Origin of the sequence: Shewanella sp. 6_MG-2023, from assembly GCF_030547195.1 — a bacterium.
Lineage (GTDB): Bacteria > Pseudomonadota > Gammaproteobacteria > Enterobacterales > Shewanellaceae > Shewanella.
In genome coordinates, this window is the sequence record NZ_JAUOQU010000034.1 from 15987 (window position 1) to 32292 (window position 16306).

The 16306-nt window shown below is 40.3% G+C and carries 12 protein-coding genes, 1 tRNA gene and 1 pseudogene; 3 read left to right on the forward strand and 11 right to left on the reverse strand.

Annotated elements, in window-relative coordinates; genetic code table 11:
- Positions 1 to 407 precede the first annotated feature (407 nt).
- Positions 408 to 1405, reverse strand: a pseudogene (locus Q4533_RS16900) (transposase).
- Positions 1406 to 1672: 267 nt separating this feature from the next.
- Between Q4533_RS16900 and Q4533_RS16905 the strand changes: the two are divergent.
- Entirely contained in the window at positions 1673 to 3556 is a 1884-nt protein-coding gene (locus Q4533_RS16905) for a DUF294 nucleotidyltransferase-like domain-containing protein (RefSeq protein ID WP_303503443.1), read from the forward strand.
- Between the two features lie 3 nt (positions 3557 to 3559).
- The gene (locus Q4533_RS16910) at positions 3560 to 4276 is read left to right on the forward strand and encodes a 3'-5' exonuclease (RefSeq protein WP_102436210.1); all 717 of its coding nucleotides are present in this window, start codon (positions 3560 to 3562) and stop codon (positions 4274 to 4276) included.
- A gap of 70 nt (positions 4277 to 4346) precedes the next feature.
- Here Q4533_RS16910 and Q4533_RS16915 read toward each other — a convergent pair whose 3' ends face one another.
- The 10 genes from Q4533_RS16915 to Q4533_RS16960 form a co-directional block, all read right to left on the reverse strand.
- A complete protein-coding gene (locus Q4533_RS16915; protein ID WP_102436208.1) occupies positions 4347 to 5933 on the reverse strand; it encodes a BCCT family transporter in 1587 nt (528 codons plus the stop codon).
- 375 nt (positions 5934 to 6308) lie between these two features.
- Entirely contained in the window at positions 6309 to 7160 is an 852-nt protein-coding gene (locus Q4533_RS16920) for a CPBP family intramembrane glutamic endopeptidase (RefSeq protein ID WP_303503448.1), read from the reverse strand.
- A gap of 50 nt (positions 7161 to 7210) precedes the next feature.
- Complete coding sequence (locus Q4533_RS16925; protein ID WP_102530920.1) at positions 7211 to 7432, reverse strand: hypothetical protein; 222 nt, start codon at positions 7430 to 7432, stop codon at positions 7211 to 7213.
- A gap of 94 nt (positions 7433 to 7526) precedes the next feature.
- A complete protein-coding gene (locus Q4533_RS16930; RefSeq protein WP_303503452.1) occupies positions 7527 to 8096 on the reverse strand; it encodes a hypothetical protein in 570 nt (189 codons plus the stop codon).
- Between the two features lie 95 nt (positions 8097 to 8191).
- A complete protein-coding gene (locus Q4533_RS16935) occupies positions 8192 to 8593 on the reverse strand; it encodes a DUF3465 domain-containing protein (protein WP_303503470.1) in 402 nt (133 codons plus the stop codon).
- 47 nt (positions 8594 to 8640) lie between these two features.
- On the reverse strand, positions 8641 to 8814 hold the full coding sequence (locus Q4533_RS16940) for a hypothetical protein (protein ID WP_303446195.1): 174 nt from the start codon (positions 8812 to 8814) through the stop codon (positions 8641 to 8643).
- A 419-nt stretch (positions 8815 to 9233) separates the two neighbouring features.
- Positions 9234 to 9321 (reverse strand) — tRNA-Ser (locus tag Q4533_RS16945).
- A gap of 236 nt (positions 9322 to 9557) precedes the next feature.
- Positions 9558 to 10190, reverse strand: coding sequence for a YchE family NAAT transporter (locus Q4533_RS16950; protein ID WP_102438165.1), 633 nt, complete (start codon positions 10188 to 10190; stop codon positions 9558 to 9560).
- Between the two features lie 612 nt (positions 10191 to 10802).
- A complete protein-coding gene (locus Q4533_RS16955) occupies positions 10803 to 12863 on the reverse strand; it encodes a S9 family peptidase (RefSeq protein WP_303503454.1) in 2061 nt (686 codons plus the stop codon).
- Between the two features lie 285 nt (positions 12864 to 13148).
- Positions 13149 to 14690, reverse strand: coding sequence for a fumarate hydratase (locus tag Q4533_RS16960; protein WP_102438146.1), 1542 nt, complete (start codon positions 14688 to 14690; stop codon positions 13149 to 13151).
- A gap of 157 nt (positions 14691 to 14847) precedes the next feature.
- Here Q4533_RS16960 and pabB point away from each other — a divergent pair, with 157 nt between their 5' ends.
- Positions 14848 to 16263: an aminodeoxychorismate synthase component I gene (gene pabB / locus Q4533_RS16965; protein ID WP_303503459.1), complete on the forward strand. Its 1416-nt coding sequence runs from the start codon at positions 14848 to 14850 to the stop codon at positions 16261 to 16263.
- Positions 16264 to 16306: the final 43 nt, after the last annotated feature.

Below are 16306 nucleotides of genomic sequence, written 5' to 3' on the forward strand. Positions count from 1 at the left end.
ACAAACGCATAACGCCCTGCTAATAAGTGGACCATATGCTGGCGGGCTATTTGCTCAGCAATGGCGTGACAACCTTGGTGAACCTGGATTTAGCAGCTTGTTAGTAGCTGACAGAATAACTTTATGCGCCAGCCATCTTTACTAAAAAAAATAAAACGAAACAAACTAGACAGCCATTATCAATCAATAACATAACGACCTTTTCAACTATGTACAAGTGAACATGCTTGATTAAGTAGCCCGCGGCGTTTGGTTGTGGGCTTTGAAGGTTGATAATGATGATATTTGAGTGTTTTCGGCTTAATTTACCGTTTTTAAGCCGTCACTTTGCAACCATGCAAGGATGATGGTTTTGAGTGTTTAACTTTGGTGATATTAGTTATATTGAACCTATTTAACGTACCTGCTTACTGAAAATGCTGGCAGCTTGTAGCAAAGTGCCGTCGCCGTTTTTGTAAATGCTCACAGTATTGTGTTAGCTCTTGCAGTGAGCCCACTGGGCCATGAAATAGCTGACCAAATTCGGTGGTGATTTTAAGCCAGTTTTGTTGTGGAATATTAGCCTGGTGAGTAACTTCGCACTGCTTTGACTGATTGCACCGCGTTTATCATCACGAATAATGCGCCCTGTATCATCCACTAGTTCAAGGTAATCCTTTAATGAAAATGCAATGCCTTTGGGCTGGTTAGCACGTTCATTACCAATAAATGGCAACAAGGTTTTACGCTGCTCACCTTTTATTGCCGCTTTTACTCGTTGTTGGATACTGGTGTAGTCTGATTGCTCTGGTGTGGCGGCCATATTTGCGCGTATAGGGTTTAAGTCCACATAGGCCATACTGGCTAAAACTGCCGCTTCATCTAAAAGCGCTTGAGATTTAAACCTGCCCTCCCAAAATCGACCCGAGCAGTTATCCTCTTGATTGGCTTGTCTGGCTATCGGTTCATTCAAGCAGCGCATAAACCAAGAGATGTCACATAAGCGGCTACGGTAAATAGCGATGCTGTGCTTTTACCTTACTACCTCGTGAGGTTCAATGAGCTGACCTTTAGCAAATTTTTGGGTTAACCCATCGCCTTTAAACAACTTATGCCATTACATCACCACATCGCGGTCACTCCAGTTATTTACTGTTTCAATATCAATGTGTAACACCACATGCAGATGATTAGACATCACCGCATAAGCCGCCACATCAATGGCAAACACATCTGTCAGTTAAAGAATGAGTGATTCAACCCAGCCACGTCTGTGGTCATAGTTGTTACCTGTGTATTTATCATCACCACATACTCTTTACTCTAAAAGAATGCACGGCCAACCACACGGCTGCAACAATGGCAATAAGGGTTATCTCGTTGGTAATAGTTCTAGGCTAATTTGGCTTCTACGAGGGCGCGGCATCTATTTTATCCACCATTAAAAAGACCTAGAGGTGGTTTTTAGCCGCTAATGAGCAAAGACATAAAATCGACTGTATGACCATGACTAAGCTTTTACAACAGACTTGATTGAATGGTTAAAGATTAACGATATTTCGCTGCTATTATTTTAAAACGATGAAAATATTTAGATATTAATACCAGTCTGCGACCCACCAAGCTGCAGATCACCTATATATGCCATATACTAGTTAACATCTATTCAAATCCCCCTAATATCGAGCGAATAATGGAAGTCGAGCTACTTGAAATTCGTAACTTCATCCGCCAGTACCCACCTTTTGATCAATTGCCAGAAGAGGCATTAATTGAAGTATCACAAAGTGTCGAGATATCCTATAGTCGTGCTAACAGTATGATCATTGATTTTAATGATAAAATACACGAACTTTATATGATCCGCAGTGGTGTCGTGGAGGTTTACCGACGTTCAGGGGAACTGTATAACCGCCTTGATCAAGGAGGCTTATTCGGCCAAATGGGGCTACTGACCAATAATAAAGTACGCTTACCTGCAAAATCCCTCAAAGACTCCCTACTCTACTGTATTCCTGAAAGTATTTTTGAAGACTTTTGCGAGCGCTATGACACCTTTGCTGACTTTGTTGAGGTCGAAGGTAGCATTCGTTTACAGCAAGCGGTTGAGGACAATAGCGACGATGCTAACTCACTCACTACTTCGAAGGTTAAAACGCTACTGAGTCGCGAACCTGTGATGCTACCCATTACTACCACCATTCAAAACGTGGCTAAAACCATGTCTGAAGAGCATGTATCAGCGGCCATTATTAACGACCCCAATCTTGCCGATGAAGGTGGTAATAGCTTTGTGGGAATCATCACTGAGCGAGATCTATGTGCAAAGGTGCTCGCCCAAGGGTTAGATGTAGAAACCCAAGTTGCAGAGGTCATGTCCACCGAGCTTATCTCTTTAGATCATAACGCCTATATTTTTGAAGCCATGCTGCTGATGCTCAGGTATAACGTTCATCACTTACCGATATTAAAAAACAAACAACCTATTGGTTTAATTGAAGTCAGTGACATTATTCGCTATGAATCCCAAAACAGCTTATTGATTGTTAGCAGTATTTTTCAGCAAAACAGTATTGATGACTTAATTATCTTGTCACATCAGCTTAAAGATTGTTTTGTGCGTATGGTCAACGAAGATGCAAACTCACACATGGTGGGTCGCGCCATGTCTGAAATTGGTAGAAGTTTTAAGCAGCGTTTACTGGAGTTGGCTGAAGAAAGATTAGGACCGCCACCCGTGCCCTATTGTTTTTTAGCATTAGGCTCTATGGCTCGTGATGAGCAACTTATTGTAACGGATCAAGATAATGCGATTATTTTAGATAATCAATATCAAGAATCACTTCATGGTGAATACTTTAAGCAATTAGCCACCTATGTATGTGATGGTTTAGCTGCCTGTGGCTACACTTATTGCACCGGTGACATAATGGCAACAAATCCAGAGTATCGAAAAACCCAATCCCAATGGGAAGAGTGTTTTGCCGACTGGATTGATAATCCAAAGCCTCAAGCACTATTAAACTGCTCAATCTTTTTTGATCTTTATGGGGTATACGGTAGACCCAAATGGGCTGAACAGCTCAACGCCTTTATACTCAGAAAAGCAAAAAAGAATAATCGCTTTTTAGCCTGCCTTGCAAGAAACGCCATTAATCGCACCCCACCACTGGGCTTTTTTAAAGACTTTGTCATGGAAAAAGACGGTCGCCATAACAACTCAATTAATTTAAAGCGCCGTGGCACCGCGCCATTAGCTGATCTTATCCGTGTCCACGCCCTCGCCATTGGCTCACAATCGCAAAATTCATTTGATCGCTTAGAAGACATTATCGAAGCCGGAATTTTACCGCCGTCAAAAGGTAAAGATTTACAGCATGCAATGGAGTTTATCTCTTTAGTTCGCATTCGCCATCAAGCATTAGATATTCAATCGGATCAAGAACCTGATAATAATATTGAACCTGAAAACATGTCTGATTTTGAAAGACGTAATTTAAAAGATGCTTTTTTGGTACTAAGCAGTGCGCAAAACTTTTTAAAGTTCCGCTACAGTGCTAGCAGCATGCAAGGATAATTAATGCGACTTTTTACAAACCAAGAAATTTTAAACTGGAAAGCTTTTTTGCAAATCAAAGCCAAAGAAAGTAAAGATAGCAGATTAAAAAAATTCTATAATGCCAGCACTTACCACGAAGAAATCAAACTGAAAGATATTGAATTTGTCGCTGTAGATTTCGAAACAACTGGCTTAGATGCCAACCAAAACAGCATCATTAGTATAGGTTTGGTGCCGTTTACCTTAGATCGCATCGCCTGTCGAAAGGCGAAACATTGGTTTATCTCACCAGAAGATAAACTCAAAGAAGACTCCATCATCATCCATGGTATTACCCATTCAGACTTAAAAGGCGCACCTGATTTACTCCGAATTTTAGAACAACTATTAGATGAGTTGGCAGGCAAAATTGTGGTAGTGCATTATCGCAGAATAGAACGAGATTTTTTTGACGCCGCACTTCGCAGTTTAATAAACGAAGGGATTGTATTCCCTGTAGTTGATACCATGCAGCTCGAAGCTAATATTCAACAGGCAAAACCCCGAAGCTTTTTAGATTGGCTGAGAAACACTCGCCCAGCATCAATTCGACTTGCTAATAGTCGTAGCCGATACAATCTACCCACCTATCCACCACACGATGCATTAACCGATGCCATCGCAACCGCTGAATTACTGCAAGCTCAAATTCAGTACCACTTTAGCCCAGACACACCGATAAAAAAGCTATGGGTATAGATCGAATAAGCCCAGTTTCACTTGAATAATGACAAGTGAAACTGGGCTTTGGTTTTGATTTAGGTTTAGGTTAGCTCCTTAACCCAGGCCTTTTTTCAGTTCGCAGACCCATAATCAAACTGACACACATCACCAATAAAATAATGGTAAATGGTAAAGCCGTTGAAATCGCACCAGCCTGCAGGGCTTCAATGGCTTGGGTGCCACCAACCCAAAGTAGACCCGCAGCAATCGCACCTTCAATAAAGGCCCAGAATACACGCTGAGGAACGGGTGCATCGACTTTACCACCTGATGTGATGCTATCAATCACCAGTGAACCAGAATCTGATGAGGTTACAAAGAATACGAGTACCAATACAACGGCCAATAACGATAATATATTGCCCATTGGCAATGCATCAAACATCTCAAACATCGCTAAAGGCACTTCTGTTAAGCCTTTCTCACCTAAGGTACCAATCTTGTTGACCACTTGATCAATCGCAACGCCACCGAATACTGACATCCACAAGGTTGTCACCACTGTAGGTACAATCAATACAGCCATCATAAATTCACGGATGGTACGGCCACGGGAAATACGCGCTATAAACATACCTACAAAAGGAGACCATGATATCCACCAAGACCAATAAAACACGGTCCAACCATGCATCCAAGCTTCGTCATCACGACCCATTGGGTTACTTAAAGGAATGATATTTTCAATGTAGCCCATTACGGTCATGGGAATGGTACCCATAGAAACCGCAAAACTCACTAATATAACAAATAACATTAATGCCAGCGCCAACAACATATTGACATTACTGATAACTTTTACACCACCGTCAATACCGCGAACCACAGAAACCACAGCAATTAACGTCACTATCACGATAATGCCGACTTGCAGCATTAAGCCATTATCCATACCAAATACATGGTGAAAACCACTGGCAGCCTGTTGAGCCCCAAGGCCGAGGGATGTCGCCAGACCAAATAAAGTGGCAAGTACCGCTAAAATGTCAACAACGTGGCCTGGCCAACCCCAAGTTCTATCGCCCAATATTGGGTAAAAAACTGAACGCATTGAAAGCGGTAAGCCTTTATTATAAGCGAAAAAAGCAAGTGATAGTGATACTACACCGTAAATGGCCCATGGATGTAAGCCCCAATGGAACATGGTGGCACCCAGTGCTAACTTCGCAGCTTCAGGTGTGTTTGGCTCGACATTAAGTGGTGTTTCATACCAGCCAGTGAAATAAGCTACAGGCTCTGCTACCCCCCAAAACATTAAACCAATGCCCATTCCCGCGGCAAATAGCATGGCTATCCATGACAACATTGAGTAATCGGCCTTGGCTTCATCACCACCTAAGCGAATTTTACCAAATGGCGAAATGATCATTGCCAAACAAAACAACACAAACAGATTGGCAGACCACATAAATAGGCCATCAAAAGTACCTATAATTTTCCATTTTATGCCATCTAATACAGATTTTGATGTTTCTGGTTCAACCAAGAGAATGGCGATTAAGAAGAGTCCAATTAAGGAGGCGCTGATCCCAAAAACAGGGTTGTGGACGTCAAAGCCCCACTTTTGAATGTTATCTTGTCCGACTGTGTAATCGGTATTGTCTATACTATATTTATCGTTATTGCTATTCATTAATCCTCATTTAGAACAAACTTCATTAGTACATGAAAGGTTATTTTACTTTATTTAGCGGCAACTTGCTGTCTATTCTGGCAAAAGCTGCCCTTGATGTGACCTGACACACTATGAGTTAAACGTTCTGGCTAAAATGTCTGCTAAGGTTTAGTCGGATTAGCAACTAAGTTTAAAGTCTAGTTAACTTTAGCGCATAAATGGCCAAGCATTTGAAATTCTGCTTTTTTGAAGTGATTGGGCTGTTTTATCAACCAGTGATATGGCTTATTGTTAAGCCATATCAGCGATTCAAAAATTGACTATGAGTAAGCGCTTAAATATCGACTAGAGATAAATGTTTAAAATGCGTAGATAGCATTTGTCATTTTTAATTTAAAGCGTTTTCAAGTCATTGAATTCAACCCTGCCTTTGCGCCAAAAATAAAACGCAGCACAAGCTGCTACCAGCGCAGTAATGACACCAAATTCATCCATATACCAACTCGAATCGGCTTTTTGCAGCGTAATCGGTGTAAATACTTTTTGAATAAAAATATTTGAACTCATGTGGTATATCACCCCAGTCCACAAACTACCTGTTTTCAACCGCAGATAAGTCATTATCATCCCAGTTGAAATGATAAAAACACTGAAAATGATGAGCTGATAATATAAAGGAGTGACATCATTTCCATATAAGCCTTTGATGATCAGTGGCCAATGCCATACGGACCAAACCAATCCACTCACGAGGGCAACACCAGTGAAAGACATAAACTTAGACAGCTCAGGCACAAGTAGACCACGCCAGCCAATCTCCTCGCCTAATATCGAAGGTAAAGACACAAAAAAACTGATTGTCGCAACTAATATAAAATGAAATAAAAATATACTGGCGTCGTTCCAATGAACTAAATTGTACTTTTGTTTTTGTGTAAACAAGAAATCAGCATCATAAAAGTCTGCGACACCTAATAACCAAACCAACAGGTATGCCATTAACGCGATGGCAAAAGGAACAAGATAACTTAGCCATTGGTATTTCCACTGCCCCCAGTACCAACCAAGACCTGAAAGGCTCCGCTTACGAATAATACACGTTAAGATAGTGGCAGCGCCAACAGAGAGCATTAGCGGTGTTGCTTGACCCATCCTAAAAATTAACCAGTAGCCTACAACATAAAATACGATAACCAGTGAGAAAAATGTCGCCAGCGTTAGTACGCTATCTCTAGTAATGTTCAAGCTTTACTCCACTAAATGAACGACCTATATGGCCGTTATAATATATAAAGCTATTTTTTTGATTTATGCTGCAATCGCCAAGTTAAATAACCATAAAAAATACCACCAATAGGAAAAGTAATTAAAGATAGCACTATGCCATCAAAAAAGTGTTCTTCTCCTGTTAAGTGCATAATCAACTGGAATAAAATCGCAGTTGAGATCCCCCAAAGCAAAACACCTTTGATTAAGATATGCTTTAATATGGCTGGCAATACTATTGTATCATTCATACTTCTTCCTTGAACTTAATCCCTTTTTCAGTGGTAATGTGAATCTGAGAGATAGTTAGTCCATATTACAACTAATGAAAAACTAAAGAATAATTTAAATAAAAGTAAATGATTGCATTAATTGGTTTACTTTATTTCTATTAACCTCATTCTCTTTATATTGGCATGTAAGGTTATAGGCTTTGTTTTCGTACTTATAAACTCTAGACTGAAGTAGTTTATTGTTATTTGTTAGCATATAAAACTCGTAACCGCTGACATTTTGATTGTAGATGTAGTCTTCTTTTGTGATGCTGCCACCAAAGCCTTTAAGCAAGTCCCTTCTAGCGACATCAATGACGTCATAGACACTTCCTAATACTTCTGCTTGTCCTTTATAATCAGAGATGATAACTGTACAAGTTAATTCAGGACTTCTTATAATGTAACTAGTTAGCTCTATTTTCCCTAATCCAGGTAAATTTACCTGTTTAAATTCTTCTTTAGGCTGATGCGGAAACTGAACTTGAAACTTATGCTCATCAGAATAAACCTCACTCCACGAAGGTTCGGATTTAGTATCTGTAGAAAAAAATGTTTTATAGCAAGCAAATCCAACAATTATTATAAAAATATATTTAAGCATTATCAGTCCTTTTGATAATTTATAACGTAAAAAAGGCATAATAATGCCTAACTATCTAATCATATTAAAATGCCAATAAATTTGATAGTAAAAAGTAGCTAACCATCTGGTTTATCGAGTTTTAAATAGAAAAATCACTTATAAAGTGTACCATCATGCTTTAACCAGCCTTCGGCGTGTCGCCCTGCAGGATCTGCATGGGTCCAATGGATCACCCCGCCTTTTTTGCTCCATTCATATTCACCATAAAACTCAACAAGGTCACCAACACGCAAATTTGAAACTCTCGGGGCTAAATCAATATTGTGGGCTACCAGCAAGGTTAAGCCACTATTGAGTTTTAGAATGAATTTTTGATGCCTTGAGCCTTGATTATCATCAGCAAGAATATGAACCACACGACCACTGCCGTTAACTTGAACATCGCCGCTTTTAGACTCATAAGCGCGCTGAATGACAGTATCATTTGCCCCGACGGGTAACACACTTGTCAGCGCCAATAGGCAAGTAAATAGACAAATAAATAGCCATTTCATCATTATTATCCTTAAAAGTATTTGCTTTAATCGTTCAAGTGAATCATTTATTGGGTGTTTTTATCGTCGCCAAATACCTTACCCGTTTTAAGGCAATAGAGTGTTACAGCCGAAGTTGTAAACATAATCAGCCCACAAAAAGCCCATAAGTAATCACCACCTTGTATTCCTCCAACCAAACTGGCTAAGCCTACAATAACGATAAAAAATTGTGCGAACATATATTATCCCTTTAATAAAATGGCTAAATCCATTAAGCGCTGTTAAATCTCGTATGAAGCGCTAAATTATTTTAACTAAACCATTGAACTAATACAATAAATAAGTAGCAGATTTGAAAGGCATAATACTCGAATAAGCCACGCTGTGACTTATCAAATTCATATCGACGACACTAAATGTAGATGATAAAACAGTGTTAAGACTGACAAAGTCATGATGAGGAATAATTTTAAAGTGACGATTAATTGCTGATGTCAGTATAAAAATACTAAGCATTAATAAAAATCCTAGGTTTTGATACTGAGTTTGCTAAAACAAATCAATTTTTGAAATTAAAGAATTACTTGAGGGTTTAATAAATAACTTAGAAGTTTAAATAATAACTTGGGGATTTAAATAAAAATAGCTTGGAGGAATTTGGCGGTGACGGAGAGATTCGAACTCTCGAAAGGTTGCCCTTTACACACTTTCCAGGCGTGCTCCTTCAGCCACTCGGACACGTCACCTAATTTGTTGCAATCATTTTAACGTGTGAGTGGCACGGTTCTATTTATCTATACTGCTATAAGCTAACACTATTGAATATAAGGTAATTATGAAAAACCTTATGTTGTAGAACGAGCGGTACTTTACGCAAATGCGTATTTGAGGTCAAGCAGAAATCGATGTTTTACAAACTCTTGGACGTTTGCTGTTCAAATCGAGCAATTCCGTTGCTCGATTGATTAAATAAAGCACGTTATTAACTCATTAGCGTTGGGAATAAACCTTTAATACCGGCAGCTATCACTTCAATACCAATTGAAAGCATTAGCAGCCCCATTAAACGCGTGATGACGTTAATGCCTGTTGTACCCAGCAACTTAAAAATAATCGGTGCCATTCTGAACAAACCAAAACTCATTAAACCAAAAATAATCACCGTAATGGACATACCTATCATGTCCACCAAAGAGTTATTAGTAGAAGAAAATACAATAACTGAACTAATGGCGCCAGGACCAGCCATTAATGGCAATGCCAGTGGTACCACAGCAACCGACTCCATGCCTGATGCTTCACGGTCTTCTTCTTGGTTACGTTTCACTTGGCTCAATTTACCCTGCAGCATAGACATCGCGATGATGGCAATCAAACTGCCACCGGCAATTCTAAAGGCTGATAAAGAGATACTGAACATATTTAAAATATGCTCTCCAATAAAAATCGTGGTTAACAAAATAATCACCACGGCAAAGTTTGCCACTTTACCTGTATGGTTACGTTCTACCTCAGTTTGGTGACTGGTTAAGGTCACAAACACAGGCAATAAGCCCACAGGGTTGATAATTGCTATCAATCCTAAGAAAAACTTAACGTAAAGCATTAAATCCACGAGCTTACCCTCTATATCAATGGTTTTGTGGTCAAAAAAATAATCGCGCAACTCTACTGCTTTTTATGCATTTTACAAATGTATTTTCTTACAAATATGAGCTAGTTAATAATAAACCTAATCTGACCTTAATTTACTTTTACGACAATAGCTTTTCGGAGCCAATTAACAAAATTCAATGTCTACAAACACCACTTACGACATAAATGAAATTTAATGACATAATCGAGTAAAAAAGCGCTATAAAAATTCATCATCAAGCTTTGTACTGTTACAATAAACCTCATTATTGAATGTTAGTTACTTAATCGGCGTTATTAACGACAGTAAGTAGATTGAAATCACTATGGGTAAACACTATGAGTAAACGTACTAGGATCTGTCATAAAAATGGTCATCGAAAAATGACGGGTTCACGCAGAAGATTAACTTACCTTGTATGTATTACTAAAACGGCTCAAAAGTGCCCATCTACAGAACTCAATATAGTCGATAAAACAAGCCTCGAAACTATCTAGCTGAAAAATTACCCATTTCAGAGTAATTAATTTTTCAGCCCATAAAAAAAGAGATGCTAAATAGCATCTCTTTTTTGTTCGCCTAACCGTAAAACTATTTGTTTTCAGTCCAGCGATCCATCCAACCTAGTACGTTTTTGTACCACTGCTGTAGGTTATCTTGATTTAAGATCCAATGGTTCTCATCAGGGAACATTAATAGCTCTGATGGAATGTTATTGCGCTGCATGTATGTAAATGCCGCTAGTCCTTGCCCATAAGGCACGCGGTAGTCTTTCTCACCGTGGATCACTAACATTGGTGTGTTCCAGTTTTCAACATAGTTTACTGGATTGAACTTCTCATATAGTTCTTTATTTTCAGTGTATGTACCACCAAATTCATACTCAGGAAACCAAAGCTCTTCTGTTACGTGGTACATGCTACGCATATCAAATAAACCAGCGTGGTTTACAAGACACTTAAAGCCATCGCTCCAGTTACCTTGGATCCAGTTCATCATGTAGCCGCCATATGAGCCACCTAATGCACAGGCATTATCGGTATCTAGCCATTTTTGTTGCTGACCAACCGCTGCTAGGCCTTTTTGCAAGTCTTCAAGCGGTTTACCACCCCAATCTTGGGTGATTGAATCAGTAAAGGCTTGTCCATAACCGGTTGAGCCATGGAAGTCGACCATAACCACACCATAACCTGCGCCAGCCCAAAGTTGTGCATTCCAGCGACCACTGAATGAGTTACCAAATGAACCTTGCGGGCCACCGTGAACTAAGTATGCGATTGGGTATTTCTTACCGGCTTCATAATTAGCAGGTTTAATCCAGTAACCGTGTACTGTCTCGTTATTCCAACCTTTGAAGTTAAATTGCTGGAACTCACCAAATTGAATTTCAGCTAATTTGTCTTCATTAACATTGGTTAAACGGGTGAGGTTTTCACCTTCAAGGCTAATTTTATATAAGTCGCCCGGCTCAACTAATGATTTGTTGCTGAAAATAAGCCCTGACTCTGTCACTGCGACAAGGTTGTTACTGCCATCATTGTATATCGGACGGACATCACCAAACTGAGTGTTAACTTCAAAGATGGTCACTTGACCTACATCTTGCGCCGTGACATAAAGCGTGCGGCCATCATCACTGAAGGTCAGTGAGCTTGTGCTGCGATCCCATAACGGTGCCACTTCTTTTTCTGCGCCAGTAACTGTGTCACGCAACATAATGCGGTAACGGTCAGCTTCAAATCCAGGCTTACTCATCGCAAGATAAGCCAGTTGACGACCATCTTTAGAATAAGTCGGTTGTGCATCCCATGCTTTATTATCTGGCGTTAGGTTTTCAGCCGTGCCACCAGCAACAGACACTTTCCATAGATCATAGTTGGTCGTCCATGCTTGATCTTTGCTTGGGGCTTTGGCGCTATAAACAATGTGTTTACCATCTGCGGTAAAGGTCACCTCTTCCATGCCTGAAAAAGGCTTTGGCGGGGTTTCAGTATCTAAACCTTGGGTAACATCAACAACATCTGTTACTGGCTTGCCATTTAGCTGACCGACAAACAAATGGTTACGAGCGTGATCTTCCCATGTATCCCAATGGCGAACCATGAGTTGTTTGTATTCACGACCCGTGGTCTTTTTGTTTTCTTCAGCCTCAATACGATCAACCGTACAAGCTAAGTCTTTACAGTCAGGAAATACGCGCATGTTCATGACAACTTGTTTGCCGTCATTTGATAACTTATAGCCATTGATATCCAATGGTAAGTCAGTCACTTGCATCGCTTCGCCACCAGTTAAGGCTAAGTTAAATAACTGACTAGAACCGTTACGAGCTGCTAAGAAGTAAATTGATTTACCATCAACACTAAAAGTTACGTCATGTTCAGTGCCTTTATGTGAGGTAATTTGAACTGGCTTAGCATTTTTATCACTCAGATCCAGTAAGTATAAATCAGAGCTGCTGTCGCCCTGCTCGTCAATTAACTTAACGGCATACACTAACTTGCTGCCATCATTTGATACAGCGGCAGAATGAAGCTTATTCAACTTTACAAGTTGTTGAACATTAAAGGGGGTTTTAGCAGGCTCTGCTGCTTGTACTGACAAGGCAAAGCCTGCAGTTGCAATAGCGAGTAAAATTGACGATTTTTTCATTTGATGAAGTTCTCTTTTTAATTTTTGTTGTGTTACCAATGTCTGTGTTATTTTTTAGTGCTACATCACAGCAAAATGATTAATCGATGAAATGCTGTTATCAAACAGTTTACAGACTGAAAGTACACTGTTTCAAAAATACCAATAATAAGTACTGATAGCACACTACCCAAACAAAAACGCTCAGGCAATAGGATTTTGACACAATCCAAACCTGAGCGAGATTATTTGCGCTATTTGACGAAATTAACCACAAAAACCATAACGTGAAATTAAAATTAACGCTTATTTGGTTTTGGCATTAGCAATATTAACTTTCCAAATTGCCGGACCTGTTTCATGGGCATTAACGCCTTGAGTATCCACAGCCACGGTAACCGGCATATCTTGAACATCAAATTCATAGATAGCTTCCATACCTAAGTCTTCAAAAGCCACCACACGAGATTTCTTAATCGCTTTAGATACTAAGTAAGCAGCGCCGCCGACAGCCATTAAATAAACGGCTTTGTGTTTTTTGATTGATTCAACGGTTTGTGGCCCACGTTCAGACTTACCAATCATGCCCATTAAGCCCGTTTTATCTAACATAAGATCAGTGAACTTATCCATACGGGTTGCGGTTGTTGGGCCTGCAGGGCCCACAACTTCATCGCCTACTGGATCAACAGGCCCTACGTAGTAAATAAATTTACCAGTAAAGTCGACGCCATCAGGTAAACCTTCACCTGATTCAATCAAGGTTTGAATGCGCTTATGAGCCGCATCACGACCTGTTAGCATTTTACCGTTAAGTAATAAGGTATCGCCGCTTTTCCAGGTTTCGATTTCAGCTTGAGTGACTGTGTCTAAATTAACACGATGAGTATTCTCACCTGCTTCACGGGTAATTTCAGGCCAATCAGCTAATGATGGCGGCACTAAGTCAGCAGGGCCAGTGCCATCTAAATGGAAATGCACGTGACGTGTTGCTGCGCAGTTAGGGATCATTACCACAGGTTTTGACGCTGCGTGAGTCGGCACTGATTTAATTTTAATATCAAGTACCGTGGTCAAGCCGCCTAAGCCTTGCGCGCCAATACCCGTATTGTTGGCACGTTCAAAGATATCTAAACGAAGCTTCTCTTCAGTGGTTTCAGCGCCGCGCTCCATTAGCTCATGGATATCAACCGGGTCCATTAACGACTCTTTGGCAAGTACCGCGGCTTTTTCAGCTGTGCCACCAATACCTATGCCTAACATACCTGGCGGACACCAACCTGCGCCCATAGTCGGTAAGGTTTTTTCAACCCACGCAGCAATATCATCTGACGGGTTTAACATCACCATTTTTGATTTGTTTTCTGATCCGCCGCCTTTTGCTGCGATCATGACTTCAATATGATTACCTGGCACCATATCAATATGAACTACAGATGGCGTGTTATCGCGAGTGTTTTTGCGGGTACCTGCAGGATCGGCAACGATTGATGCACGTAAAGGGTTATCGGGATTCAGGTAAGCTTGGCGTACACCTTCATCTACCATTTCCTGAACCGTCATATCGGTTTTGTCCCACTGTACTGCCATACCAATTTTGACAAAACTGGTCACAATACCTGTGTCTTGGCATAAAGGACGTTTACCTTCTGCTGACATACGTGAGTTAATCAAAATCTGTGCGATGGCATCTTTTGCAGCCTCGCTTTCTTCACGATCGTAGGCCTTAGCCATTGCATCAACGAAATCTTTAGGATGGTAGTACGAAATATACTGCAGAGAATCAGCAATGCTTTCAATAAAGTCAGCTTGCTTGATCACGACATTAGCAGATGAGTTTGTAGACATATAGGGGCGCTCCAGCAGCCATTGCGGCATAACTTGTTTTATTTTTATATGAATGCAATTTTAAAATTGCCTTCAATTAGCTATTAATCCTTTCAGGGACAATATGATACTCTTTCCAACGTTTTTGGGCTACATCACATTTTAAATAGGTTACAACATGCATTCTCGGGGCAAGCAATCGCTGGCAATTCAGCAATTGGATTGGAATATTAGTACGCACACCTTGTTTGAACATTTCTGCCACAAGCCTTGGGCTATGCTGTTAGATTCGGCCAACGCAGCCCATACTGATGCTAAATATGACATTATTGCTATTAGTCCAATTGCTTGTTTAACATATCAAAATAACCTCAGTAAACTCACTATTGTCGATGAAGCGTTAAGCCCGTTACTAGCGAGCTTTGATAGTCAGCAAGCTGTTTTTGATAATCTAGCTCAGCTGCAGCAAACACTTTACCCGACAAAACAGCCATGCAAGTTTCCTTTTAGCGGCGGCGCATTAGGTAGCTTTAGTTATGACTTGGGTAGAGTGATAGAAAAACTGCCAGACAGCGCTATGCAAGATATTCACTTGCCTGAAATGAGCGTGGGTTTTTATGACTTTTGCTTAATCTATTGCTATCAACAGCAATGCTGGTTTGGTTTACATTATCAAGGCCAAATTGCCCTTGATACTGCATTGAATAAAATTGAGGTCGCAACTAAAAAAATAACCAAAAACAAATCCACGCAGCCAAAATTCAAACTAACCTCCCCTTGGGAGAATCAAACTACAAGCCTGCAATACCAAGAAAAATTTAATAGGGTGCAACAATATTTGCATTCTGGCGATTGCTATCAAATAAATTTAACTCAGCGGTTTTCAGCTAACTATCATGGCAATGAGTGGCAAGCTTATTGCGCGTTATCTGCAGCCAATAAAGCCCCTTTTTCAGCCTTCTTGAGATTGGAAAATCACTGCATAATGTCAATTTCGCCAGAGCGATTTATTCAACTTTCTGGTGATAAGATTTCTACTAAGCCTATTAAGGGCACCTTGCCTCGCTCAGCAGATGCAGAAATTGATAAACAAAAAGCCCAGCAGTTACAGCACTCAGTAAAAGATCGCGCTGAAAACGTGATGATTGTGGATTTGCTGCGTAATGACATCAGTAAAGTCGCCACTGCGAGCACAGTTAATGTGCCCAAGTTATTTGATATTGAGAGCTTCCCTGCGGTGCATCATTTAGTCAGCACCATTGAAGCTACCCTCGCGGCTAATTTGTCTGCCATCGATATTATCAAGGCAGCCTTTCCGGGTGGTTCTATCACTGGCGCGCCCAAAATTAGAGCCATGCAAATTATCGAAGAATTAGAGCCATCAAGACGCAGTATTTATTGCGGCAGTATTGGTTATATCAGTCAAGATGGCACTATGGATACCAGCATTACCATTAGAACCTTGCTGACTGAAGAAGATAAGATTTATTGCTGGGCCGGTGGCGGTGTAGTGGCAGATTCTAATGCCGATGCTGAGTATCAAGAATGCTTTGATAAGGTCAGTAAGATTCTGCCTATATTAGAAAAGCTCTAAAACAAGCATATTAATTCAACCATAGTAATAGCTCTGTTAAGGG